The 24,578-nt window shown below is 71.4% G+C and carries 25 protein-coding genes and 1 pseudogene; 17 read left to right on the forward strand and 9 right to left on the reverse strand.

Annotation, left to right across the window (positions count from 1 at the left end; all coding sequences use genetic code 11):
- The first annotated feature begins 68 nt into the window (after positions 1-68).
- Positions 69-1,531, forward strand: a pseudogene (locus DK389_RS11930) (DUF1254 domain-containing protein).
- 64 nt (positions 1,532-1,595) lie between these two features.
- Here the strand turns inward: DK389_RS11930 and DK389_RS11935 are convergent.
- The gene (locus DK389_RS11935; RefSeq protein ID WP_109889820.1) at positions 1,596-1,865 is read right to left on the reverse strand and encodes a phosphopantetheine-binding protein; all 270 of its coding nucleotides are present in this window, start codon (positions 1,863-1,865) and stop codon (positions 1,596-1,598) included.
- Between the two features lie 283 nt (positions 1,866-2,148).
- Here DK389_RS11935 and DK389_RS11940 point away from each other — a divergent pair, with 283 nt between their 5' ends.
- From DK389_RS11940 to DK389_RS11955, 4 genes are all read left to right on the forward strand, one after another.
- The gene (locus tag DK389_RS11940; protein ID WP_109889822.1) at positions 2,149-3,348 is read left to right on the forward strand and encodes an acyl-CoA dehydrogenase family protein; all 1,200 of its coding nucleotides are present in this window, start codon (positions 2,149-2,151) and stop codon (positions 3,346-3,348) included.
- Positions 3,349-3,381: 33 nt separating this feature from the next.
- Positions 3,382-4,314 (forward strand): amino acid--[acyl-carrier-protein] ligase, encoded by a 933-nt coding sequence (locus DK389_RS11945; RefSeq protein ID WP_109889824.1) that lies wholly within the window; start codon positions 3,382-3,384, stop codon positions 4,312-4,314.
- A gap of 16 nt (positions 4,315-4,330) precedes the next feature.
- Positions 4,331-5,254, forward strand: a complete 924-nt coding sequence (locus DK389_RS11950) for an alpha/beta hydrolase (RefSeq protein ID WP_109889826.1) — start codon at positions 4,331-4,333, stop codon at positions 5,252-5,254.
- A 62-nt stretch (positions 5,255-5,316) separates the two neighbouring features.
- Complete coding sequence (locus DK389_RS11955) at positions 5,317-6,117, forward strand: enoyl-CoA hydratase (RefSeq protein ID WP_109889828.1); 801 nt, start codon at positions 5,317-5,319, stop codon at positions 6,115-6,117.
- A 7-nt stretch (positions 6,118-6,124) separates the two neighbouring features.
- On the opposite strand, the gene DK389_RS11960 is transcribed toward DK389_RS11955, so the two are convergent.
- From DK389_RS11960 to DK389_RS11970, 3 genes are read right to left on the reverse strand one after another with little or no spacing between them, the layout of a single operon-like run.
- Positions 6,125-6,859: an SDR family NAD(P)-dependent oxidoreductase gene (locus DK389_RS11960; RefSeq protein WP_109889830.1), complete on the reverse strand. Its 735-nt coding sequence runs from the start codon at positions 6,857-6,859 to the stop codon at positions 6,125-6,127.
- Between the two features lie 15 nt (positions 6,860-6,874).
- Entirely contained in the window at positions 6,875-8,278 is a 1,404-nt protein-coding gene (locus DK389_RS11965) for a class I adenylate-forming enzyme family protein (protein WP_109889831.1), read from the reverse strand.
- Positions 8,265-8,522 carry a phosphopantetheine-binding protein gene (locus tag DK389_RS11970; RefSeq protein WP_109889833.1) on the reverse strand — a complete coding sequence of 86 codons (258 nt, stop codon included), beginning with the start codon at positions 8,520-8,522 and terminating at the stop codon, positions 8,265-8,267. The genes DK389_RS11965 and DK389_RS11970 overlap by 14 nt, the downstream gene beginning before the upstream one ends.
- Positions 8,523-8,742: 220 nt before the next feature.
- On the opposite strand from DK389_RS11970, the gene DK389_RS33405 reads away from it, so the two are divergent.
- The 8 genes from DK389_RS33405 (at position 8,743) to DK389_RS12005 (ending at position 15,411) form a co-directional block, all read left to right on the forward strand.
- Entirely contained in the window at positions 8,743-8,919 is a 177-nt protein-coding gene (locus DK389_RS33405) for a hypothetical protein (protein ID WP_194075196.1), read from the forward strand.
- A 443-nt stretch (positions 8,920-9,362) separates the two neighbouring features.
- Positions 9,363-9,584, forward strand: a complete 222-nt coding sequence (locus tag DK389_RS11975; protein WP_109889835.1) for a hypothetical protein — start codon at positions 9,363-9,365, stop codon at positions 9,582-9,584.
- Between the two features lie 526 nt (positions 9,585-10,110).
- Positions 10,111-11,160, forward strand: coding sequence for a sulfate ABC transporter substrate-binding protein (locus DK389_RS11980; RefSeq protein WP_109889836.1), 1,050 nt, complete (start codon positions 10,111-10,113; stop codon positions 11,158-11,160).
- A gap of 10 nt (positions 11,161-11,170) precedes the next feature.
- A complete protein-coding gene (gene cysT / locus DK389_RS11985; protein ID WP_109889838.1) occupies positions 11,171-12,025 on the forward strand; it encodes a sulfate ABC transporter permease subunit CysT in 855 nt (284 codons plus the stop codon).
- A complete protein-coding gene (gene cysW, locus DK389_RS11990) occupies positions 12,018-12,902 on the forward strand; it encodes a sulfate ABC transporter permease subunit CysW (protein ID WP_109889840.1) in 885 nt (294 codons plus the stop codon). The genes cysT and cysW overlap by 8 nt, the downstream gene beginning before the upstream one ends.
- 31 nt (positions 12,903-12,933) lie before the next feature.
- A complete protein-coding gene (locus DK389_RS11995) occupies positions 12,934-13,959 on the forward strand; it encodes a sulfate/molybdate ABC transporter ATP-binding protein (protein ID WP_109896321.1) in 1,026 nt (341 codons plus the stop codon).
- Between the two features lie 137 nt (positions 13,960-14,096).
- Positions 14,097-15,146 carry a cysteine synthase A gene (locus DK389_RS12000; RefSeq protein WP_109889842.1) on the forward strand — a complete coding sequence of 350 codons (1,050 nt, stop codon included), beginning with the start codon at positions 14,097-14,099 and terminating at the stop codon, positions 15,144-15,146.
- Positions 15,147-15,255: 109 nt separating this feature from the next.
- A complete protein-coding gene (locus DK389_RS12005; protein WP_109889843.1) occupies positions 15,256-15,411 on the forward strand; it encodes a DUF3309 domain-containing protein in 156 nt (51 codons plus the stop codon).
- Positions 15,412-15,420: 9 nt separating this feature from the next.
- Here the strand turns inward: DK389_RS12005 and DK389_RS12010 are convergent, their stop codons facing one another.
- From DK389_RS12010 to DK389_RS12020, 3 genes are all read right to left on the reverse strand, one after another.
- On the reverse strand, positions 15,421-16,938 hold the full coding sequence (locus DK389_RS12010) for a serine protease (protein ID WP_236960823.1): 1,518 nt from the start codon (positions 16,936-16,938) through the stop codon (positions 15,421-15,423).
- A 78-nt stretch (positions 16,939-17,016) separates the two neighbouring features.
- Positions 17,017-18,585: a L,D-transpeptidase family protein gene (locus tag DK389_RS12015; RefSeq protein WP_109889845.1), complete on the reverse strand. Its 1,569-nt coding sequence runs from the start codon at positions 18,583-18,585 to the stop codon at positions 17,017-17,019.
- A gap of 107 nt (positions 18,586-18,692) precedes the next feature.
- Entirely contained in the window at positions 18,693-19,844 is a 1,152-nt protein-coding gene (locus DK389_RS12020; RefSeq protein ID WP_236960824.1) for an endo-1,4-beta-xylanase, read from the reverse strand.
- 134 nt (positions 19,845-19,978) lie between these two features.
- Between DK389_RS12020 and DK389_RS12025 the strand changes: the two genes are divergently transcribed.
- From DK389_RS12025 to zwf, 3 genes are all read left to right on the forward strand, one after another.
- Complete coding sequence (locus DK389_RS12025) at positions 19,979-20,818, forward strand: SDR family NAD(P)-dependent oxidoreductase (protein WP_109889849.1); 840 nt, start codon at positions 19,979-19,981, stop codon at positions 20,816-20,818.
- A gap of 141 nt (positions 20,819-20,959) precedes the next feature.
- A complete protein-coding gene (locus tag DK389_RS12030; RefSeq protein ID WP_335645542.1) occupies positions 20,960-21,328 on the forward strand; it encodes a DoxX family protein in 369 nt (122 codons plus the stop codon).
- 139 nt (positions 21,329-21,467) lie between these two features.
- A complete protein-coding gene (zwf, locus tag DK389_RS12035) occupies positions 21,468-22,946 on the forward strand; it encodes a glucose-6-phosphate dehydrogenase (RefSeq protein ID WP_109889850.1) in 1,479 nt (492 codons plus the stop codon).
- 116 nt (positions 22,947-23,062) lie between these two features.
- On the opposite strand, the gene DK389_RS12040 is transcribed toward zwf, so the two are convergent.
- A complete protein-coding gene (locus DK389_RS12040; protein ID WP_109889852.1) occupies positions 23,063-23,476 on the reverse strand; it encodes a hypothetical protein in 414 nt (137 codons plus the stop codon).
- Positions 23,477-23,506: 30 nt separating this feature from the next.
- Here DK389_RS12040 and DK389_RS32300 point away from each other — a divergent pair, with 30 nt between their 5' ends.
- A complete protein-coding gene (locus tag DK389_RS32300) occupies positions 23,507-23,653 on the forward strand; it encodes a hypothetical protein (protein ID WP_162560615.1) in 147 nt (48 codons plus the stop codon).
- A 288-nt stretch (positions 23,654-23,941) separates the two neighbouring features.
- Here DK389_RS32300 and DK389_RS12050 read toward each other — a convergent pair whose 3' ends face one another.
- Positions 23,942-24,343, reverse strand: coding sequence for a hypothetical protein (locus tag DK389_RS12050; protein WP_236960826.1), 402 nt, complete (start codon positions 24,341-24,343; stop codon positions 23,942-23,944).
- Positions 24,344-24,578 lie beyond the last annotated feature (235 nt).

Raw genomic sequence — 24,578 nt, forward strand, 5'->3', positions numbered from 1 at the left:
CCACTTGGTCAACGGATCGACCGGTTCTGGCGCGATCCGTATCGGCGGGTCATCCCGAGGAGGCGATCATGGATGTCACCCGGCTGATCTTCACCGCAGGCGCCGTCACGGTTCCGTTCGTCGGCGCCGCATGCCCGCCCGCCCGGGCCCAGAACACGGCGCAGGACGCCCCGCTCATCGGCAACAACGCGGTGGCGGATCCGCTGGAACTCGCGACCGAGGCCTACATCTACGGCTACCCGCTCGTGACCATGGAGATGACCCGCCGCGTTCTCACCAACGTGGCGGCGCCCGAGGACAAGAGCGCCCCGATGGGGCAGTTCGCCAATATGCGGACCTACCCGGACGCCCAGTTCCGGGCCGTGACCGCTCCCAACGCGGACACACTGTATTCGAGCGCGTTCGTCGATGTCGGGAAGGACCCCGTCCTGCTCAGCATCCCGGAGGCGGATGGGCGCTACTTCCTGATGCCGATGCTGAGCGCCTGGACGGACGTCTTCGCGGTGCCCGGCAAGCGCACGACCGGCACCGGTCCGCAGACCTACTTCATCGCCGGGCCCGGCTGGAGCGGCAGCGTGCCCTCGGGCGCGAAGCTGATCCAGGCGCCCACCAGCCTGATCTGGATCCTCGGCCGGACCTACTGCACGGGCACGCCCGACGACTACAAGGCCGTCCACGCGCTGCAGGACCAGTACCGGCTCGTCCCGGCCAGCGCGGCCGGACGGTCCTATACCCCGCCGGCCGGGCGGGTCGATCCGAGCGTCGATACGAAGACGACCGTGCGCGATCAGGTCAACCGCATGGATGCGGCCACCTACTTCAACTTGCTGGCCGCGCTGATGAAGGACAATCCGCCGGCCCTCGCGGACGGGGTCGCCGTCGCCAAGATGGCCTCCCTCGGCATCGTGCCCGGCGCGCCCTTCGATCCGACGCGCCAGCCCCCTCCGTCCGAGGCGCGATCGAGCAGGCGCCGCAGCGGGCGCTGGCCCGCATCATGGAACACATGAACATGGAACACATGAAGGTGACCGGCCGCCACGTGAACGGCTGGACCTTCACGACCGACGGTGGCGATTACGGCAAAGACTACCTGCAGCGCGCCCTCATTGCCGCCGTGGGACTCGGCTGCAACCTGCCGCAGGATGCGGTCTATCCGACCACCACCGTCGATGCGGCGGGCCGGCGGCTGAACGGGACCGCGTCCTACGTGATGCGCTTCCCGGCGGGCGAATTGCCGCCCGTCGACGGGTTCTGGTCGCTGACGATGTACGACGCGGACTACTTCTTCGTGGAGAACCCGCTCGACCGCTACTCGGTCAGCCCGCGCAACGACCTCAAGACCAATCCGGACGGCTCGCTCGATCTCGTCATCCAGCACGAGAGCCCCGGCGCCCAGAGAGAGTCGAACTGGCTGCCCGCTCCGGCCGGCCCCTTCGTCCTGATGCTGAGGACCTACTGGCCGCGGGATGCGCTGCTGAATGGTTCCTGGGCGCCGCCGCCGGTCACCCGGAGCTCCGGCGCCACGCTCTAGGTCCGCCTCGTCCGCTCGGATGCCCCGGCCCGCGATGGTGGGCGCGGCGCCCGTGCACCCACCTTCAATGCGCCCCGGTGCGCACCGCCTCGACCATGCGGGAAATCGCCTCGATCGAGTGGAAGTTCTGTGGGTTGAGGCAGGTGGGCGGGATCATGATGTCGAACTCCGCCTCGATCGCCAGCATCAGGTTCACGAGGTCGAGGGACGTCAGACCCACATCGACAAGCGCGTCGCCCGGCCGGAATTCCCGGATCCCGTCATGCTGAGCCGCGATGTCGCGGGCGAGCGCCATCGCGCGGTCGGTCACCTCACTCGATACGATCTGCGACATGCTGCTCTCGCGCCTCCGATGCCTGAATCGACTGTGTTCGGCGCGAAGGTTAACGCGCGGATGTCCGTTGCAGCTTGAATAGATGCTACGATCTCCAGAATCAATAAGCGCGCAAATTTAACGATAATCCTCGTTAATCCGCGCTGCGGACGATCTGAGTAGTTTTCGAGGATCAGCATAAGGGTGTTTTAGCAGTAGCCGTACTTCAGTGGCCGGACCACGGGCCCGCATTCTGGCGGCCGGGGGCCCGGGCCCCGAAGCCCGCGACGGCGCGAGAGGTTCCATGACGATCCAGCACGGGCACGCGGTCTCCTCCATCGAGACCGGGAGCGACCTGCGCGCGCGGGCGGCGGCCGCCGCCGCCATCGCAGCGTTGCATGCCGAGGCCGTGGACCGCGAGGCGCGATTTCCCGCCGAGGCGCTGGAGGCACTCCGCGCCGAGCGACTCCTCGGCGCCGGCATTCCGATCGCCTTCGGCGGCGAGGGAGCCACGACGGAGGACCTCGCCGAGGTCGCCTACGCGCTCGGCCGCGCCTGCGCCTCCACCGCCATGATCTTCGCGATGCACCAGACCAAGGTCGCCTGCATCGTTCGCCACGGCGGGCGCGAGACCTGGTGCGAGGGCGTGATGCGCCGCATCGGTGCGGAGCAACTCCTTATGGCCTCCTCGACCACCGAGGGGCAGGGCGGCGGAAACGTCCGCTCGTCCGCGGCCGCGATCGAGCCGGACGGCGACTGGGTCACGCTCGAGCGCGCCGCCACGGTGATCTCCTACGGGGCGGAGGCCGACGGGATCGTCACGGTCGCGCGCCGGTCCGCCGACGCTGCCGCCTCCGACCAGGTGCTCTGCGTCTTCCTGAAGGAGGACTACACTCTGGAGCGCCTCAGCGGCTGGGAGACGCTCGGCATGCGCGGCACCTGCAGCGCAGGGTTTCGCCTGCGCGCCCGGGCCAAGTCCGAGCAGGTGCTCGCCGCCCGCTACCAGGAAATCCACGGCCAGACCATGACCCCAGTCTCGCACATCCTGTGGTCGAGCGCCTGGGCCGGCATCGCGGCGGGCGCCGTCGACAGGGCGCAGGCCTTCACCCGGACGGCAGCTCGCGGAGCGGGTGGCCAGGCACCGCCCGGCGCCGTCCATTACGCCCGCGCCGTCTCAAGCCTGCGCCAAGCCCGCGCCCTGATCGCGCAGGCGATCGACCTGTTCGCGCAGGCCGGCGACGACCCGTCCCGGCTCTCTGCCCTCGACGTCCAGACGACGCTGACGATGCTGAAGGTCGAGGTCTCCGAACTCGCGGTCGCCGCCGTGTCGAGCGCGCTACGCGCCAACGGCCTCGCGGGCTACCGGCAGGACGGCGATTTCAGCGTCGGCCGGGCTCTGCGCGACATCCTCTCGGCGCCGGTCATGATCCACAATGACCGGATCCTCGCGAACCTCTCCACCCTCACCCTGATGTCCCCCGTCGCCGCCTCCCTGCGGGACTGACCGGCCGAGAAATCGCTCAAAGGAACCGCCTACATGAACATGAAGGTCATGGACGTGCCGGCCGCGCCGCCGGCGCAGGATCCGCTGGACGCGCTCTTCGACGCGATGTTCCGGCCGATGAACGCGCAGGGCGTCTACGCGCGCACCGGCGCCTACGAATCGGTGGTCGAGGCGCTCGCGGCCCTCATCTCCTCGAAGCGCGACGCGGAAACGGAGGTTTTCCGCTTTCCCCCCGTGATGAGCCGGGCGCATCTGGAGCGCCACGGCTACCTGAAGAGCTTCCCGAACCTCCTCGGCTGCGTCTCCTGCCTCGAGGGCAGCGAGGCGGAGATCCGCGCCGCCGCCGACCTGCACGCCGTGGGCGGCGACTGGACGGCGGAACTCGAGACCGCCGACCTCGTTCTGACCCCGGCCGCCTGCTATCCGGTCTACCCGATCGCCGCCGCGCGCGGTCCGGTGCCGGCGGGCGGATACCGCTTCGACGTCGCCTGCGACTGTTTTCGCCGCGAGCCGTCGTCGCATCTCGACCGGCTGCAATCCTTCCGCATGCGGGAGTACGTCCGCATCGGCACGCCGGATGAGGTGCGCGACTTCCGCGAGCGCTGGATCATCCGCGCGACGGCGCTCGCCGACGAACTCGGCCTGCCCTACCGGATCGAGCAGGCAAGCGACCCGTTCTTCGGCCGCGTCGGCCAGATCATGGCCTTCAGCCAGCTGGAGCAATCCCTGAAGTTCGAGCTCCTGGTGCCGCTGCGCGGCGAGGCCGCCGGCACGGCCTGCATGAGCTTCAACTACCATCGCGAGCATTTCGGCACGACCTGGAACCTGCGCGACGCGGACGGCGAGCCCGCCCATACCGGCTGCGTCGCCTTCGGGATGGACCGTCTCGCGGTCGCCCTCTTCGCCACGCACGGGCGCGACGTCGCCGACTGGCCGCAGACGGTGCGCGCCGCCCTGCGGCTCTGAGGCGACCGAGCCGCCGATGACCCTCGATCCGCACGCCCGGCGCTTCCTCGACATGATCGCCCTGGGCGGCGTGGCCGAGCCGACGGTTGCCGGGCGGCGGGTCTCCCTGCGCAATCTCGCCCGGCTCGCCGCCCGCGGCGCCGAGGCGGCCGAGACCCGCGACCTCATCCTGCCCAGCCCCGGCGGGCCGCTCCATGCCAGGCTCTACGCACCGCCGGGTTCGGATGCGCGTCCGCGCGCCGGCCTCCTCTTCTTCCACGGCGGCGGCTTCGTCGCGGGCGATCTCGACACCCATGACGGGATCTGCCGGGCGCTGACGGCGGCTTCCGGATGCCGCACCGTATCGGTCGCCTACAGGCTCGCCCCGGAGCACCCCTTCCCGGCCGCGCTCGAGGATGCGCGCGCGAGCCTCGCCTGGGTCGCCGCGCAAGGCCCGGCCCTCGGCATCGATCCCGCGCGCCTCGCGCTCGGCGGCGATTCGGCCGGAGCCGGGCTCGCGGCGCGCCTCGCCCAGGAGGCGCGGGAGCACGGGCCACCCATCGCCGCCCAGGTTCTGCTCTGCCCCGTCCTCGACGGGGTGGGGGAGGGCGCCTCCCGCACCGACTATGCCAGCGGCCACTTCCTCGACGCGGCGACGATCGCCCGCGATATCGATGCCCTGGGATTGACGGGCCACGACCTCTCCGACCCGCGCCTGTCGCCCCTCCGGGCGGCCTCCCTCGCCGGCCTGCCGCCCGCCATCATCCACACCGCGGAGCACGACATCGTCCGGGACGACGGCACGGCCTACGCCGCCCGTCTCACGGAAGCGGGCGTCCCCGTCCGCCACACCTGCCACCCGGGGATGATCCACTTCTTCTACGGCCTCGGCGGCCTCGTTCCCGCCGGGCGTCCGGCGCTGGCGATGATCGGGCGGGAGCTTGCGGAGGTGGTCGGCTGAGGCCGACAGCGCCGAATGGGCATGCTACTGCTCCGGGTTGCTGTCCGCCCGGAGCCGTCTGCATGGTTGCCGCCCTCGCTGCCTCCCCCGAAGCGCCGCTCCTCCTGCGGGAGGACCGGGATGGCGTCGCGAGTCTCACGCTGAATCGGGGGGCGACCCGCAACGCCCTGTCGCTGGCCCTGATGGAGGCGCTGCAGGGCGCGCTCGACGCGATCGGGGCGGATCCGGCGGTGCGGGTCGTCGTCCTGAAGGGCGCCGGGCCCGCCTTCTGCGCGGGTCACGACCTCAAGGAGATGCGGTCGGACCGCGATCACGAGTCCATCGATGCGATCTTCAAAGCGTGCTCGCGCATGATGATCGCGATCATCCGCTTGCCGCAGCCTGTGATTGCGCAAGTGCACGGCGTTGCCACCGCCGCGGGCTGCCAGCTCGTGGCGACCTGCGACCTCGCCGTGGCCTCCGGGGACGCGCGCTTCGCCACGCCCGGCGTCGATATCGGCCTGTTCTGCTCGACGCCGATGGTGGCACTGTCGCGAGCGGTCCCGCGCAAGGCGGCCCTCGAGATGCTGCTCCTCGGCGAGCCGATCGGGGCGGCGGAGGCGCTGCGCATCGGCCTCGTCAACCGGGTGGTGCCGGGAGACGAGCTGGTGGCGGCCACCTTCGCGTTGGCGCGGGTGATCGCGGAGAAGCCGCGCCGGGTCGTCGCCCTCGGCAAGGCGGCCTACGCCCGCCAGGGCGAGCTCGGCCTGGAGGAGGCCTACGCCTACACGGCGGATGTGATGGCCCGGAACATGATGATGGAGGAGGCGGCGGAGGGCATCGACGCCTTCCTGCAGAAGCGGGCGCCGCGCTGGCCCGCCTGATCCCGGTTCAGGCGGTGTTGCCGGCGTCCACCGTCAGCACCGTGCCGGTGACGTTGCGGCCGCCCGGCCCGAGCAGGTACTCGACGGCGTGGGCGACGTCCTCGGCGCCCGCGAGGCGGCGCAGCGCCGAGCGGCGCACGATGCGCTCCCGGCCCTCCGCGCCGAGCCCTTCCGTCATCTCCGTGTCGATGAAGCCCGGCGCCACCGCGTTGACGGTGATGCCGAGATGCCCGACCTCGCGGGCGAGCGACTTGGTGAATCCGACGAGGGACGCCTTCGTCGCCGCGTAGACCGAGAGACCGGAATAGCCCGTCGCGGCGATGATCGAGGCGAGGTTGACGATGCGCCCGCCGCCATCGGCCATCATGCCCCGTACCACGAACTTGGTGAGCATGATCGGAGAGAGGGTGTTGAGCCGGATCAGCGCCTCGATATGCGGGTTCTGCATCGTGGCGAGCAGCCCCTCGGTGCCGAGGCCGGCATTGTTCACGAGACCGTAAAGCTTGCCGAACTCGCGCCGGGTCTCGCGCACGAGCGCCGGCAGGGTCTCGATGTCGGAGAGGTCGGCCGCGCGGAAACGGATCGAGCCGGTCTCGGCGGCGCGCGCCGCCTCGGCTGCCGCGAGCAGCCCCTCGGAATCCCGCCGCGCCACCGCGATCACGTCGTGGCCGCAGGCGGCGAGCCGGGTCGCGATGGCGAGCCCGAGGCCGCGGCTGCCGCCGGTGACGAGGACGTTGGGCATCGCGGTCTCTCCGGGTCAGGCGGGGCGCCGGGCGAGCTTGCCGGCGGCCGTGACGTCGAGGCGGGGCACGATCCGAAGGAGCGCCGGCACCTTGTGCGGGCTGAGCTCGGCCCGGCAGGCGGCCAGGATCTCCTTACGGATCTCCTCGGGCGGAGCGGGATCGGCGGCCTCGTCGAGCACGACGCTCGCCTGGACGATGGCCCCGGTGATCGGGTTGCGCCGCCCCTCGACGAGGGACATCCGCACGCGGGCGTGCCGGTTGATGACGGCCTCGATCTCCTCCGGATGCACCTTGAGGCCCCCGACATTGATGATGCCGCCGCGGCGTCCGACGAAGTGGTAGCGGGCCGCCCCGTCGACGACGCGCTCCTCCACCATGTCGCCGGTGTCGACGAAGCCCTCCGCGTCGGCGAGCGCGAGATCGTCCGAGCCGACATAGCCCGAGGCCGTGCGGCGCGAGCGGATGCGCAGCGACCCGTCGACCACCCGCATCGCGACCTCACCGGGCCGGCCGACGAAATCCTTGGGGAAGCCCTCGAGCCCGTCCGTGACCTCGAAGCCGACGCCGGCCTCGGTCGAGGCGTAGGCGTGGCCGATCGAGGCGCGGGGATAGGCGTCGCGCAGGCCGTCGAGCACCGCTTGGTCGGCGATCTCGCCGGAGAGGCGGAGATAGGCGGGGTCGATCAGCCCCCGAGCCGGGCTCATCAGCACGCGCCGCCAGTGCGAGGGCGTGCCCGAGACATGGGTGACGCCGTGGCGCCCGAGGCGGGCGAGATGGTCCGAGACCGCTTCCGCGCTGCCGCCCGAGAGGATGAGCGAGCCGCCCGCGAGGATACCGCGCAGGAAGATCTGCAGGCCGCCGTAGCGGCGGATGTCGTAGAAGGTCGCCCAGACCGGCGGCGCCTCCCCCTCGGGCCGCGGCCGGATCGCCGCGGTCAGCCCCGCGAGATCGTGGCGCACGAGCTTCGGCACGCCGGTGGTGCCGGAGGTGAGGAGCAGCCACTCCGTCGCCCGCTCGAACTCGGGCTCGCGGGCGGCGGGCACGGGAGGCCAGGCGCAGTCGATCAACGGCAGCGCGTCGAGGCCCGGCAGGGCGGAGCGCGGCCGGTCGGTGAGGATGGAGGTCGCGCCCGCGCGCTCCGCGATCACGGGCAGGTGCTCGGCGGCGAGGTCGGGCGGGCACAGCACGACCGCCTCGGCGAGGCCGTCGACGGCGATCAGCGCGAGGCCGGCGAGGAACTGGTCCTCTGTGACGAGCAAGAGCCGCTGCCCGCCGACGTCGCCGTTCAGACAGCTCAGGTCGAGGAGATCGGGCAGCGCGACGCCGTGCGCGAGCCCATGCAGCATCCGGGATTGCCCCGCGGCGCTAGCCTCCCGCGCCAGCGCCTCGCGCAGCGAGCGCGAGTCAGGCCGCTTCATCGACCCGCGCGGCCTCGTAGAGCGCGACGAAGTCGCCGAGGGTGACGGGGAACTCGATCTCGTCCGACGCCGTGAAGGGATCGACGCCGAGATCGTCCTCCAGCCGGCTCACCAGGATCGCGAAGCAGAGGGAATCGAGGCCGGATTCGAGCAGCACCAGATCGTCGGTCAGCGGCGCGAGCGCCTTCTCCTGCTCCGCGGCAACCTGCTCGATGTTCTCGATGATGATTAACCGTGCCGACATCCTGAGATCCTCGAAAGTTCTATATCAGGAGGATAGTCTCGCGATATTTCTGCTTCAAGCTGATCGGCGGAATATGGTGAAGAGGTGAGGATGCCGACGAATACAGTAAATGGTCGGATCGTGATCCGAGCCCGGCGGATTCGCTCCTGTCTGGTTACGATCTCTTAACCATGTGCAGGGCAGCCTGGGGCGTCGTGGGTGTGCAGGACGGGCCGGGGCCATGCTCAAGATGCGGACGGATCGGAAGCCCGACGCCGACATGCGCGGGCCCACGCTGAGCGACAGCGTGCGCCGCCATCTCGGCCAGAGCCTGCAATCCTTCTACGCGGACGCGCTCAAGGCGCCGGTTGGCCCGCGCCTCGAAGCCGTCCTCGCCCGATTGCTGGGGCGGTCCTGAGGCGGCGGCCCGGACGTTTCGGGCGATCCATTCCCACAGGCCAGGCATCGCGGCGTGCGACCGCGCCTGGAGCGCGCCGCGTGCCTCGATCCAGCGCGCCGCGCGCCTCAATCCAGCGCGACGGCGACGAGGGAGAACAGGCCGGCGAGCATGAGATTGCCGGCGAGGACGAGGGCGATCACGGTCATGGCGTCTGGGGCTCAGGTGAAGGCTGGCTGAAGAGGTGTACGGCACCGTACGGCGCACCGTGCTTGTAGAGGCAACCGGTTCACGAAGCGCCCACACCGACCGGATTTCCCCCATGTCGCGCGCGATAAGGTTGACGGCGATGCGCGCGGGCCACGCCTCCCTCCGCGTGCTTGCCTCACGCTCCGAACCGAGACAGTGTGATTAAGGATTCGTTCATTCGGCGCGCGATGGAGCCCTGACCGGCGGAGGGAGCGATGGCGTTGGTGTCGATCGGCGAGGCGCTGAGTGCGGCCTCCAGCATCTTCGGCCTCGGTGCTCTTCGCACCGGCCTCCTGCCGCTCGGCGCGGCGAGTCCGGATGCGGACGATCCAGCGGATCGCGCCGGCCCAGACGACATCGCGCCGGACGCGATGAACGAGAGCCTGTTCGAGGCCGTCGAGACTGCGCTGCGAGAGGCGGGCTACCTGCGGGCCTGAGCCCGGCTCCGCGCCCGCCGAACCCGAGAGAACATCCCGCAAACCGGGTTCCGCGCCCTGAGGAGTCCCGCCGCCCCTGCGGGATCTGGCGCCGACGGCGACCCGGCAGGGCGCGCGTCGATCGCGCTGCAGCGCGATGCGCTTCCCGCCTCGGCCATCCCGTCGATCCTCCCGCCATGCGCCGACTCGGGCGCCGGTACGCGGCCGCTTCGGGCCGGGCCCCGGCGTGGGAGGACGATTTTAGGCTTGGGCCCGGGGCATAGCACGCAGATCGACCGATCTGTTCTTTCTAGAGAACGCCAGTCCGGCGACAAACTCGTTCTCTCACGGACCGTTTGAAAAGAAAAATCCTTCTCACGCCCTCTGCTATGCTCTTCCATAGGGAAGTTTCGTCGCCGGGCACGGCGTAGTGGTGGCTTGACAATGTTCGATAAAACGAACGACAAGCTGGGTCGTGCCGTGCGGTGCAGCGATCGGATCCCCTCCACGTAGTCCCGCTGCCTCGGCCGTATCCGAAGGACGAACCATGCAGACGCCTGTGACGAGAGCCACCCGCCCGGCCTACCGCCTCCGCAGCCTGCTGCTCGCGGCCTGCCTAGCACCGGCGCTCGGCCTCGCGTCTCCGGCCCTCGCCGCCGAGACGGCGCTCCTCAACGTCTCCTACGACCCGACCCGGGAACTCTACCGGGAGGTCAACGCGGCTTTCACGGAGGAGTGGAAGGCCAAGACCGGCGAGACCATCACGGTGCGCGCCTCGCACGGGGGCTCCGGTTCGCAGGCCCGCACGGTGATCGACGGGGTCGATGCCGACGTCGTGACGCTCGGCATCCCCTCCGACATCGACGCCATCGTCAAGCTCACCAAGAAGATTTCGGCCGATTGGCGCGACAAGCAGCCGAACCAGGGCCTGCCCTACACCTCGACGGTGGTGTTCCTCGTCCGCAAGGGCAACCCGAAGGGCGTGAAGGACTGGAACGACCTCGGCAAGCCCGACGTGAAGGTGATCACCCCGAACCCGAAGACCTCGGCCGGCGGGCGCTGGAACTTCCTCGCCGCCTGGGGCTACGCCTACAACCAGGACAAGGATGCCGAGAAGGCCAACGCCTTCGTGGGCCAGATCTACAAGAACGTGCCCATCCTCGACACGGGCGCGCGGGGCTCCACCGTCACCTTCGCCCAGCGGGGCCTGGGCGACGTGCTGCCGACCTGGGAGAACGAGGCCTTTCTCGTCCTGCAGGAATTCGGCGCCGACAAGTTCGACATCGTGGTGCCACCGACGTCGATCTACGCCGAGCCGCCGGTTGCCCTCGTCGACGCCAACGTCGACCGCAAGGGCACCCGCAAGCAGGCCGAGGCCTATCTCGCCTTTCTCTACTCGGACAAGGCTCAGGCGATCTTCGCCAAGCACCGCTACCGTCCGCTCAAGCGCGAGGCGGCCAACAAGGCGGATCTCGCCTTCCTGCCGGACGTTAAGCTCTTCAAGATCGAGGATCTGCAGGGCAACTGGGACGACATCCAGAAGAAGAACTTCGACAACGGCGGGCTGTTCGACCAACTGAGCAAAGCCGGGCGCTGAGGGTCTTCCCATGGTCGCGACGCCACCTCGGCGGTTCCTCTTCCGCCGCCCCAGCGTGATCCCGGGCTTCGGGCTCACGCTGGGCTACGCGCTCACCTGCCTCAGCCTCGTCGTGCTGCTGCCGCTGGCCGCCCTGGTGGCGAAGGCTTCCGGCCTCGGCCTGTCCGGCATCTGGGAGGTCGCCCGCGACCCGCGGGTGGCGAGCGCGCTGCGGCTCAGCTTCGGGGTGTCGCTCGCGGCCGCGCTCACGGCCTCGGTGTTCGGCTTCGTCGTCGCCTGGGTGCTGACCCGCTACGAGTTCCCCGGCCGCCGGATCGTCGACGCGGCCGTCGACCTGCCCTTCGCCCTGCCGACAGCGGTGGCCGGCATCGCGCTGGCCTCCCTCTACGCCCCGAACGGGCTCGTCGGCGCGGAACTCGCCAAGGTCGGCATCCAGGCCGCCTACACGCCGCTGGGCATCTTCATCGCCATGGTGTTCATCGGCCTGCCGTTTGCCGTGCGCACGGTGCAGCCGCTGATCGCCGAGATCGACAAGGAGGTGGAGGAGGCGTCCGCCACCCTCGGCGCGACCCGCCTGATGACCCTGGCCCGCGTGGTGCTGCCGCCCCTCATCCCCGCGGTGCTGACGGGCTTCGCGCTCGCCTTCGCCCGCGGCGTGGGCGAGTACGGCTCGATCATCTTCATCGCGGGGAACCTCCCCTTCGTCTCCGAGATCGCGCCGCTCCTCATCGTCATCAAGCTCTCCGAGTTCGACTACGCGGGGGCGGCGGCCATCGCCACGATCATGCTCGGGATCTCGTTCCTGACGCTGCTCGCCATCAACCTGATCCAGGCCTGGAGCCGGCGGAGGTTCGGCTATGTCTGAGGGCATCGCGCTCAAGACGAGGGAGGCGGCGCCCCGTCCGCGCAGCGTCACCTCCGAGGGGCGGAGCGTGCGCTGGCTGCTCACCGGCATCGCGATCGTGTTCCTCGCGCTGTTCCTGGTGCTGCCGCTGCTCACCGTCTTCGCGCAGGCGCTGGCCCGCGGCTGGGCGGCCTATTTCGACGCCTTCGCGGAGCCCGACGCGCGATCCGCGATCCGCCTGACGCTCACGGTCGCGGCGATCAGCGTGCCCTTCAACCTCGTCTTCGGGGTGGCGGCGGCCTGGGCCATCGCCAAGTTCGAGTTCCCCGGCAAGAGCGTGCTGATCACGCTGATCGACCTGCCCTTCTCGGTGTCGCCGGTCGTCTCGGGGATGATCTACGTGCTCGTCTTCGGCTCGCAGGGGCTGTTCGGGGCGTTCTTCATCGAGCACGGCATCCAGATCATCTTCGCGGTTCCGGGCATCGTACTCGCCACGATCTTCGTGACCTTCCCCTTCATCGCCCGCGAGCTGATCCCGCTCATGCAGGAGCAGGGCACGGCCGAGGAGGAGGCGGCCCTCACCCTCGGGGCCTCCGGCTGGCACGCCTTCCGGACGGTGACGCTGCCCAACATCCGCTGGGGCCTCCTCTACAGCGTCCTCCTCTGCAATGCCCGCGCGATGGGCGAGTTCGGCGCCGTCTCGGTGGTGTCCGGCCATATCCGCGGATTGACCAACACGCTCCCGCTCCACGTGGAGATCCTCTACAATGAATACAATTTCGTTGGCGCGTTCGCCGTCGCCTCCCTCCTCGCCGGGCTCGCCCTCGTCACTCTCGTCATCAAGTCCGTCCTGGAATGGCGCTACGCCGGGGACCTCGCGGCCGGCGCCCGGCACTAGCGGCGCGGCCGACCGGTCCGGCTCCACGGCGATCCGGGTCGAGGGCCTGTCGAAGACCTTCGACACGGCGGCCGTCCTGCACGACTTCCATCTCGACGTGCGGGCGGGCGAATTGCTCGGCCTCCTCGGCCCCTCGGGCTCGGGCAAGACGACGCTGTTGCGCATCATCGCCGGGCTCGACTTCCCCGATCGCGGCCGCGTCCTGTTCGGGGGCGACGACGCCACCGGCCTGCCGGTGCAGCAGCGGGCGGTGGGCTTCGTGTTCCAGCACTACGCCCTGTTCAAGCACATGAGCGTGGCCGACAACATCGCCTACGGGCTCAACGCCCGGAAGCGCGCGGACCGGCCGGGCAAGGCCGAGATCCGCCGCCGCGTCGGCGACCTCCTCGACCTGATCAAGCTGTCGGGCTTCGCCGACCGCTACCCGTCCCAGCTCTCGGGCGGCCAGCGCCAGCGCATCGCGCTGGCCCGCGCCCTCGCCGTCGAGCCCAGGGTGCTGCTCCTCGACGAGCCCTTCGGGGCGCTCGACGCGCAGGTGCGCAAGGACCTGCGCCGCTGGCTGCGCGAGATCCACGACCGCACCGGCCAGACCACGATCTTCGTCACCCACGACCAGGACGAGGCCCTGGAGCTCTCCGACCGGGTCGCCGTCCTCGACAAGGGCCGCCTGGAGCAGGTCGGCACGCCCGACGAGGTGCAGGACCGGCCGGCCTCGGCCACGGTGCTGAAGTTCCTGGGCGACGCGGTCGAGTTCGAGGCGATCGTCGAGGGCGAGCGGGTCCTCGTCGACGGGCGCCCGACGCCGGTCACCGCGCCCCGCGGGGTGATCGGCCCGGCGCGCCTCTACGTGCGGCCGTGGCAGCTCCAGTTCGTCGAGCCGGCCGAGGCCCAACTCTCCGGCACGGTGCGCGCCTCCCACCGCAGCCAGGGCCGCCAGCGCGTCGAGGTCGAGCGGCCGGACGGGCGCCTCGTCGTGGTCGAGGATTTCGACGGCGACCGCTACGCCGCGGGCCGCGCGGTCGGCCTGCGCATCAACGGAGGCTATGTGTTCGCCTGAGCGGCACAGGCCGGTCCCCGTGAGGCGCCGGTCCCCTCTCCGAAGGGTTGGGGATCCGCGGCTCATCCGGCAAAGACGCCTTCGTACCGAACAGGTGCCGGCTTGAACCCCATGCCGCGCCGCCCGAAAAAGCGTCCATGAGCACGAGCCTGACCCATCCCCGTCCCGACGTCCTCGCCGCCATCGGCGCCACGCCGCTCATCCGCCTGCGCCGCGCCTCGGAGGAGACCGGCTGCACGATCCTCGGCAAGGCGGAATTCCTGAATCCCGGTCTCTCGGTGAAGGACCGGGCGGCCCTCGCCATCGTCCAGGATGCGGAGGCGCGCGGGCTGATCCGGCCCGGCGGCACCATCGTGGAGGGCACGGCGGGCAACACCGGCATCGGGCTCGCCCTCGTGGCGAGCGTGCGCGGCTACCGGACGCTCATCGTCATCCCCGAGACCCAGTCGGAGGAGAAGAAGCAGACCCTGCGGCTCGCGGGCGCCCGCCTCGTCGAGGTGCCGGCCGTGCCCTTCGCTAACCCGAACAACTACGTCCATGTCGCCCGCCGCCTCGCCGAGCGGCTCGCCGCGACGGAGGCGGCCGGCGCCTTCTTCGCCGATCAGTTCGACAACGTCGCCAACCGCCGCGCCCATGTCGAGGGCACCGGCCCCGAGATCTTCGCGGAGACGGGCGGGCGCATCGACGGCTTCGTCTGCGCGGCCGGCACCGGCGGGACGCTCGCCGGCGTCGCCGAGGCGCTGCGGGCACGCGATCCGGGCGTCCGGATCGCCCTCTCGGACCCCGAGGGCTCGGCGCTCCACGCCTATTACACGACCGGAACCCTCAAGGCGGAGGGCTCCTCGATCACCGAAGGGATCGGCCAGGGCCGGGTGACCGGCAACCTTGAAGGCTTCCGGCCCGACCACTCCTTCCGCATCCCGGATGGGGAGGCCCTCGACATCGTGTTCCGGCTGATGCGCGAGGAGGGCCTGTCGCTCGGCGGCTCGTCCGGCATCAACGTGGCCGGCGCGATCCGGCTCGCCCGCGAACTCGGGCCCGGCCACACCATCGCGACCATCCTGTGCGATGGCGCGGCCCGCTACGCCTCGAAGCTGTTCAACCCGGCTTTCCTCACGGAGCGCGGCCTGCCGGTGCCGGGCTGGCTCTCGGCCCCCACCGACCCCTTGCCGGACTGGCGCGCCTGAACTGAAAATACGATTTCTGTTGAGCCTTCGCACGAAGCTTGAACAGAATTCATCCCTGCGACGTTGGAACGGTCAAGCTCGCGCCCTGCGTGCTGCGGAGACCGCCCTCATGACGCTGACCACCATCCTCCTCATCATCCTGATCCTGATCGTCCTCGGCGGCGGCAACTTCCTCGGCGGCGGGGCCTATCGGGGCCCGAGCTTCGGCCTCGGCGGCCTGCTCGTCATCATCCTCATCGTGCTCCTTGTCACCGGCCGGGTCTGACGGCGCGGCTCAGCGCGGGCAGGTGATCGCGACGATCGCGCTCGCCACGGGCGCGGCGGCTTGGCCCAGGCTCGCCGCCGCGCCGTCCTGCCTGGCGCCCGGCCGAAGGCCGGTCTCGGCGAGGAACGCGGCGACAGCCGGCCCCGCGATCAGGGGATAGCTCATCGGCGGCGCGACCCCGGCGACGAGACGCGGCGCCGCGGGGAAGCGGGCGACGATGCCCGCGAGCCGCCCGGCCCGGTCGATCGCGGGGGCTCCCGCAGCCCCCGGCTGCAGCGGCGCGACCACGCCGCCAGCAGGGCTGCCCGTGCCCGGCGCCAGGGTGGTGCCGCCCGCGCCTGCGCCGATCACGCCGAGCGCGTCGTCCGGCCCGGCCGGGTCCGGGCGGGGCGAGGGCAGGACGGAGCCCGGAGCGGACGGGGCTTCGAGGAGGGCGAGGCCGCGGGCCGGATCGCTCCTGAGGACGCGCGCGGCCGCCCCACCGATCCGCGGCGCCGCGCAGCCCTCGAGCGCGGCCGAGGCCGTGAGCACGCGCCCGGGCGCGACGGCGAGGCCCGTTGCCGCGATCGACGGCGTCGCGGCGGCCGGCGGCGCCTCCCGGATCGGCACAGGAGGTGGGGGGATTGGAGCCGCCGCGACGGCGGGCGCGGCCTCCGGAAACGGGAGGAAGGCGTTGGCGATCGCGATCACGAGCCGGTCCACCTCGCCCGCCAGTGCCTTGTCGTAGCCGATCGTGAAGCCGCGGATGCCGGCCTCCCCCGCGGCGTAGCGGATGTAGGACCGGCCCGCTCCCGTCTCGCCGGTCACGACGACGAAGTCCGGCCGCTTCAGCTTGTAGGTGATCTTGCGGTCCGGCCCCGGATTGGTGGCACGCTCGAACAGGACGTCGAGGCCCGTCTCCCCAGGCTTGAACGAGCGGCTTTCCAGCGTCACGCGCCCGTCCGCGCTCTGCCAGCGGCTGCCGCCGGGAATGGCAGTGCGCTTCGTCAGCAGCCGCTCCGGCACGCCGAGCACCGCCCCGCTCGCCGGATCGGGCTTGACGGTGAAGCGGGCGGCTTTCCGCGCCGCCTCGCCGCCCGCGAGGATCGCGGTGCGCAGGCGCGGCGCGAGCGGGTCCTCGGTTCCCGCACCGGCCCGGGTCCGGAAGCTCGCGAGCGCCTCGAAGGTGCGGCGCCCGAACGTACCGGTGATCACGCTGTTGTAGTCGCCGGTCCAGACGAGGGCGTCCTGCAGCCCCTTGCGCTCCGCCTCCGGCAGCGCCTCGAAAGCGGCTTTGGCCGCCTCGAAGCCCGGGTCGGGCGCTGCGGGCGCCGGGGCGGTGGGGGCTTCGGCCGGGCGGGCGGCGGGGGCGCCTGCGCTGCCGCTGGACCGAGGGCCAGCAGGCCGGCGATCAGGCTCGCGCCGAGACGGATGCCGAAAGTCCTGCTGTCCCGCCGCGTCATGTGAGGCCGCCCCCGAACCGGGCCGCGAGCTTGGCAGAGCGAACCCGGAAAGGCCAGGCGGGCGCGGGTCCGGAAGCCCCGGCACCGGCCCCGGCATCGGTCCGACCGGGCATTCACGGGCGGGGTATCCGCGTGGACAGGGCGCCGGTCTGGACGCCGGCGCTCAGGCCCGCGGGCCCACGAGGCCCGGGGGCAGCAGCACCGGCTCGCGGGCGATTGCCCTGGGTGCCGCCGCGGTGGGCGGGATCGGCTTGCGGGCCTCGGGCTTCGGAGCGGCGCTCGGCACGGGTTCGGTGCGGGGCGGCTTCGGGGCGGCGGGCCGGGCCGGAATCGATCCGGTGGTCTGCGGCTCGGGCGCTGCGGCGGACGGTGCGGGTGCGGCGCTCGGCGTATCAAGCCCGTAGATGTCGTCGCGGAAATGCGCCCGCCCGTCCGGGGTGGCGTAGCCCGTGAGATACACGAAGGTGACGGGGACCGGCTTCGTCAGCTTGATGTCCCGGCGATCACCCATGGCGATCCCGGTCTCGATCTCCATCGGGCCCCAGGCGGTGCCGGGCCCGTTCGGCCCCGGCGTGCTCGCGAGGAGCCAGCCCGCGAATTCCTTAACCTGGCCGACGCGCACGCAGCCGTGCGAGTGGAATCGCACCGAGCGAGCGAAGAGCGACTTCGAGGGCGTGTCGTGCATGTAGACCGCGTGGCGGTTCGGCATGTCGATGCGCACTTGGCCCAGCGAGTTGTCGAGGCCGGAATCCTGGCGCAGCGTGTAGTTCACCGCCCGCTCCGTCTTCCAGTCGACCGTGGTCGGGTCCACCTCGATGCCGCCCGGTCCGAGGATGCGGATCCGGTTCTTGGCGAGCCAAGTCGGATCCTTGCGCATCTTCGGGATGATCTCGTTCCTCACCACCGAGACCGGGACCGTCCAGGTCGGATTGAGATTGACGTCGGTGATGCGCGTCTCGACGGCGGGCGTCGGCTTGTCGGTGGAGCCGACCACCGCGACGTAGCGGCGGGCGACCGCGCCCTTCTCCACCGCCTCGACGGTGGCGGAGGGGATGTTCACGGTGACGTAGCGCTCGCCGAAGGGGAAGTTCGAGCCCATCAGGCGGGCGGCGGAGGCCGCGAGCTGGCGCTGGCGGACGGCGGCCGGCACGTTGAGCGCCGCCACCGTCTGGCGGGCGACGATTCCGGTCTCGGGCAGGCCGTGGCGGGCCTGGAAGGATTTGACGGCGGCGACCAGCGCCGCGTCGTGCCGGTCGCTCGGGGTCGCGTCCGCGGGCAGGTCGCCGGTGAGCGTCAGGTGGTGGCGCAGGCTCGGCACGGACGGGCTCTGGGCGCCCGGCTTCAGCACGAGATCCGCCGCGAGGCTCTCCCAGCCGCCCGCCTCGGCATAGGCCTGGTATCGCTCGGCCATGCGGAGCGTGTCGAGGAAGGTCGAGGGCGCGAGCGTCGGCACCGGATCCTCGGAGACGCGGGCGTAGACGAGCGGCGCCGGCTCGCGGGATTTCTTCGCCGGCGCAGCGGGTGCGGGTGACTCCGCCAGCGGTTGCGCGGGCGGGGCGGGCAGGGACGGGGCGGGCGGCGCGGGCGCCGCCGCGGCGGCGGGCGGCTCCGCCGCGGGCTGCGGCGCGATCGGCGGCGTCTGCGCGGCGGCGGTGCCGAGCGCCGCGATCAGCGCCAGCGGCGAGAGGCCCGCGCGCAGGCGGAAGGGGGACGGGAACAGACGCGAGCGCATCGCGGGCCTTTCGGAGGTGCGTGCGCGGGATCATGGGCGGGGATGGTTACCATTCCCCTGAACGGCGACGGGACAACGCGTCGAGCTTCGGTGACAGGTGCGGTGACTCACACCCGGCGCAGGCGCTCACGGGCCGCCCCATGATCCGGCGCGGCCGCGAAGGCCCTGTGCATCGCGTGCCAGAGCGGCTTGCGGCGGTAGGCGGCGTCGAAGGGCAGCGCCCGCTGCGGCAGCCCGTCCGGGCGGCGGCGGTCGGGGTGACGGTTGAGCCAGGTGGCGGGGTCGTAGAAATCCCAGGTCAGGATGTTGAGCACGGCCGGCTCGTCGAGCACCACGTCGAGGTAGCGCCGGGCGTAATCCGCCACCATCCGGTCGCGGGTCGCGATGTCGGCGGGGAAGGCGCGGTCGTCGAAGTCGAGCTCGGTGATCTCGATGCCGAGCCCCATCTGGCCGAGCTCGCGCAGGAAGCGCCGCAATTGCCGCTCGTCGATCGGGATCGGGCTCGCGAGGTGCGATTGCAGGCCGAAGCGGTGGATCGGCACGCCGCGGGCGCGCATGCCCTCGATCCGGCGCAGCACCAGGTTGCGGCGCGCCTCCATCCAGGGGACGCTCTGCTCCACCGCGTCCTCGTTCCAAGTGCCCGCGGCCTTCGGATCGACCTCGTGCAGGATCCGGAAGGCGAGGTCGATGTAGTCGGGCCCGAGGGCGGCGAGCCAGGGCGTCTCGCGCAGGCCGTCGGCGCGGCGGATCTCGCCCTGCGCCAGCACCTCGTTGATCACGTCCCAGGCCTCGATCCGGCCGCGGCAATGGCCCGCCACGGCGCCGATCCAGCGCCGCAGGAAGCTCTCCGCCTGGTAGGCGCTGGCGCGGGCGATGAGCGGCTGCGCCCAGGCTGGGATGCCGTCGTGCCAGACCAGGGTGTGCCCGCGCAGGCGCTGCCCGTTGGCCCGGGCGAGCCGCAGCACCTTGTCGGTTTCGGAGAAATCCTCGACGCCCGGAGCAGTGAGGATGCTCAGCATCTTCGTCTGGGTGTTGGGGACGAGGATGCCGCACTCGCGGGCGACGACCGCGAGGTAGGCCCGGTCCTGCATCCGCTCGACCGGAACCGCGGTGCCGTAGGCGAGGCCGGTGCGGGCGGCGGCCGCGTGGAGGCTGTCGGCCGACCACGAGCCCCGCCCTGCGCCGGCCTGGGCGGGCGCCGCGATGGTACCGGCGAGCCCGGCGATCACCGCGCGCCGGCTCGGGTCAGGGATGCGCACAGGATCGGTCCGGGAGGAGGAAAGGCGGAGAGACATTGTAAGCACGACCGCGTGCGGCGTGCGAGCATCCCCTCGACAACGCGTCTGCACGCCCCACCCTCACGGCGGCTTCAGCGCGACCGGAGACCGTCCCCATGCCCCAGCATCCCGCCCTCAGCCCCGGCCGCGCCGCCCTCGTGACCGGCGCCGCGAGCGGCCTCGGGCTCGCCGCCGCCAGGGCCTTCGCCGGCCTGGGCATGAACGTCTGGCTCGCGGACCTGCCGGGCGAGGCGCTGGAGGCCGCGCGCGCCGAGGTCGCGGCCCTCGCGGCCGTCGAGGTGCGGGCGGTGCCGACCGATGTCGGGAGCCGCGAGGCCGTGGCCGCCCTGCGCGAGGCCATGCTCGCGCAGGGCGGCCCTCCGGCCGTGCTGATGCTGAATGCCGGCATCGAGGGCGGCGGCACGCTCTTCTCCGACCTCGACCTCTGGCACCGCATCCTCGACACCAACCTCTGGGGCGTGGTCAACGGCATCGGCGCCTTCGTGCCGGGCATGATCGAGGCGGGCCGGCCCGGCGCCGTCATCGTCACGGGCTCGAAGCAGGGCATCACCACGCCGCCTGGCAACACGCCCTACAACGTCTCGAAGGCGGGCGTGAAGGTCGTCACCGAGGCGCTCGCCCACGACCTGCGCGGGCGCGCGGGCTGCCCCGTCAGCGCGCATCTCTTCATCCCGGGCTTCGTCTATACGGGCCTCGCCAGGGCCCGCGGGGTCGCCGAGAAGCCGGAGGGCGCCTGGACGCCGGAGGAGACGATCGCCTTCCTGCTGGAGCGGTTGGACGATTTCTACATCCTCTGCCCCGACAACGAGACCTCGCGGGCGCAGGACGAGCGCCGCATCGCCTGGGCGGCCGGCGACATCATCGAGAACCGTCCGGCGCTGTCGCGCTGGCACCCGGATCACGCCGAGGCGTTCAGGCGGCACATGGCGGGCTGAAGGGGCGTGTCCGGCACGAGCCGCACGGCCCACGCAACATTTCGCGCAATCGCCCGGACATGGCCCTCACCTAATCGTCCCGCCCGCGGCCGATCTCCGGCCGCGCTCTTGCGAGTGGCGGGACCGAACATGACGACAGGCGTGAGCACGGGAACCGCGGGGCAGATCCTGCGGATCCTCATCGCCCTCTTCTTCCTCGTCGCGGCGGGGATGAAGTTCGCGGGCACCGCGTTCGAGGTCGCGGGATTCGAGCGCTTCGGCTACGCCCTCTGGTTCATGTACGTGGTGGGCGCCCTCCAGGTCGTCGGCGCACTGCTCCTCGCGATGCGCGGCACGGCCGCCCTCGGCGCGGCGCTCCTCGCCGTGATCATGCTCGGCGCGGTGGGAAGCCACCTGCGGGCGGGCGACCCCGTGACCATGGCGATGCCGGCCTTCATTCTCCTCGTCGTGCTCACCGGCATCGCCGGGCTCACGCGGCCCGCCGGCCTCGGGGCCCGGCGGCCCGCGTGAGCCCGGTGTCGCCCTCGTGAGACGGCCCCGGCTGGCGAACCTCTTGCGAGGGGTATAATCCGGGTCGCCGCCGGGCAGGGGGCGCGGGCCGCGAGCCCTGCCCTCCGCCCCGGTGGCCGCACGAACACGGGAGCCGCCCTTGGCCACGATCATCCCCGTCGCTTCCTTCGACTGCGTCGTCTTCGGCGCCACGGGAGACCTCACCACCCGCAAGCTCCTGCCGGCCCTCTATTACCGCTACAAGGACGGGCAGATCCCGCCGACGAGCCGCATCATCGGCGCCTCCCGCTCGGAGATCACGGGAGACCAGTTCCGCGAGCGGGCGCGGGACGCCCTCAAGCGCTTCGTGCCAGGCCACGACCTCTCCGAGGAGGCGCTCTCGGCCTTCGTCGACCATCTCGACTACGTCGCGGTCGACGGCGCGGGCGAGGACGGCTGGGAGGATCTCGCGGTAAAGCTCGCCGAGCGCCCGGATCAGGTGCGGCCCTATTACCTCGCCACCTCGCCCGACCTCTACGGCGCGATCTGCCGGAACCTCGCCCGCCACGGGCTCATCGGCGAGAAGAGCCGCGTCGTCCTGGAGAAGCCGATCGGCAAGGACCTGAAATCCGCCCGCGCCATCAACGACGCGGTCGGCGAGGTCTTCCCCGAGGAGCAGATCTTCCGGATCGACCATTATCTCGGCAAGGAGACGGTCCAGAACCTGCTGGCGCTGCGCTTCGCCAACACGATCTTCGAGCGGCTCTGGACCGCCGACGTGATCGACCACGTCCAGATCACGGTCGGCGAGACCGTCGGCGTCGAGGGCCGCGCCGGATATTACGACACCTCCGGCGCCCTGCGGGACATGGTGCAGAACCACCTCCTGCAACTCCTCTGCCTCACCGCGATGGAGAGCCCGCTCAACCTCGACGCGAACTCCGTGCGCGATGAGAAGCTGAAGGTTCTGCGGGCGCTCAAGCCGATCACGGTCAACGACGTGCAGCACGTCACCGTGCGCGGCCAGTACGCGGCGGGCGCCGTCGAAGGCAGGCCGGTGGAGGGCTACCTCGCCGACCTCGGCCCCGGCTCGCAGAGCCGCACCGAGACCTTCGTGGCGCTCAAGCTCGAAGTGCAATCCTGGCGCTGGGCCGGCGTGCCCTTCTACCTTCGCACCGGCAAGCGGCTGCCGCAGAAGATGTCCGAGATCGTGGTGCAGTTCCGCGCCTCGCCCTTCTCGATCTTCCCCGAGGAAGCCTTCGGGCGCGAGCCGAACCGCCTCGTCATCCGCCTGCAGCCGCAGGAGGGCATGAAGCTCGAGGTGATGACGAAGGATCCCGGCCCCGGCGGCATGCGCCTGCGGCCGACCGCCCTCGACATCTCCTTCGAGGAGACCTTCAAGCAGCGCTACCCCGACGCCTACGAGCGCCTGCTGATGGACGTGGTGCGCGGCAACCCGACCCTGTTCATGCGCCGCGACGAGGTCGAGGTCGCCTGGGCCTGGGCGGATTCGCTGCTGAAGGCCTGGGCCGACCGGCCCGAGGCGCCGCGCCCCTACGCCGCCGGCTCCTGGGGGCCGACCGCGGCGATCGCCCTGATCGAGCGCGACGGGCGCACGTGGCACGAAGATCTGCGCTGACGCGCAGCCGGTACGAAGACCCGTTCCGACGCACGAGAGCCCGGACCCCGCGAGGCCCGGGCTCCGCCCCCCGGCCCTCCGGCGCACCGGAGGGCATCCATCGCGCGTCCGCGCCCTTACCGGCCGGTCGTCGAGGTCGACTTCACCGGCTTCTCGCCGGGCACGTGCGACATCGTCCTGGTCCGCGATTCCACGGATTCACCGTCCCGGACCTTGGTCTTGGTCTGCGATTTCGAGAAGGTGCCCCCGTCATGGGCCATCGCCTTCGACTGGCCGTTGAGGCCCTGCCCGGTCTCGTTCGCGTGCGAGCGGCTCTTCGCCTTGTCGCCGGCCGCAGTGCCGCCGGTGGCGAGGGAGGAGCCGGTGCGCCCGTCCGCGCCCGTCGAGGTGCCGCCGGTGCCGACGCTCGAGGCCGAGGTGCCGCCCGCGGCCGCGGAGCCGGCGCTGCCGCCGGTGACGCTCGTCTGCGCCAGGACCGGTGCGGCGAGGAGGGTGGCGCAGAGCGCCACGGGCAGGAGGATGCGGAGCATGGGTCGCCTCACTTCTTGTCGGGGTGGCGGGTGACGACGCAGTCGCCGGAGCCCGCGACCACGGCCGAGCCGTTGCCGCTGGTGCTGACGGACGAGCTGGAACGGCCGTCGCCGGAGCGGACGGTGACCGAGTTGCCGCCCGTGCTGGAACTCGTGGTGCCGCCGGGCCGGCGGTGACGGAACTCGTCACGCTGCCGTCGGACTTCGAGCGATCCTCCACCACACGGCAGGGCTTGCCCTCGCTGTTGGTGACGGTGGTGCCCCCCGACACCCCGCCCGGCCCGGCCGTGACGGTGCTGGTCTGCGCGTAGCCCGCCGCCACGGCGCCCGTCAGGGCCGCGACACCGAAAACGGGCAGGAGCAGGCTGGGGAAGCTGAAGCGCGACATGAGCGTCTCCCTGGGCGTCGACTCAGGATCTCCCGGATGCGGAAACGAGCGGCCCCATCGGGACCGCCCGCGGCGCGTCAGCGCTTGTCGAGGCCCTTGTGCTGGCCGTGCTCGCCCGCCTTGCCGTGCTCGCCGGACTTGCCGGGGCCGTCCTTCATGCCGCTGCCGGAGCCGGCCGAGGAGCCACCCGTGCCCACCGTCGAGCCGGTGGTGTTGCCCGCCGAGGAGCCGCCGGTGCCGACCGTGGACGAGCTCTTGCCGCTGCCTGCGGACGAGCCGCCGGTCCCGAGCGTCGAGGAGGAGCCGCTGCCGGAGCCCGCCGAGGAGCCGCCGGTGCCCACCGTGGACGAGCTGGTGCCGCCGCCGGCCGAGGAGCCGCCCGTGCCGACGGTCGAGCTCGACTGGGCGAGAGCGAGCGCCGCGCCGCCCACGACGAAGGTGGTCGCCAGGGCTGCGACGCGAATCTGCTTCAGCAACATAGATTTCCTCCAAATTCGATTCTGATATCGAGCCATAATCCCGATATTCGCGGCTTGAAATGCGCGGCTGTCCGATATCGTTCCGAAATTTTCTTATGGTTTTTCGGCAATCGCGCAGATGATTTTTGGCGCGGCAACGAATCGGGTGCAATTTTTTTGGGAAAGACTATCGTGCCCAAGATGCCGCGCGAAGCCGGCGGCGCGGCTGCTGGCAGTCATGCGCGGCTCGGGTCGG

Origin of the sequence: Methylobacterium durans (genome assembly GCF_003173715.1) — a bacterium.
In the GTDB taxonomy this organism is placed as follows: domain Bacteria; phylum Pseudomonadota; class Alphaproteobacteria; order Rhizobiales; family Beijerinckiaceae; genus Methylobacterium; species Methylobacterium durans.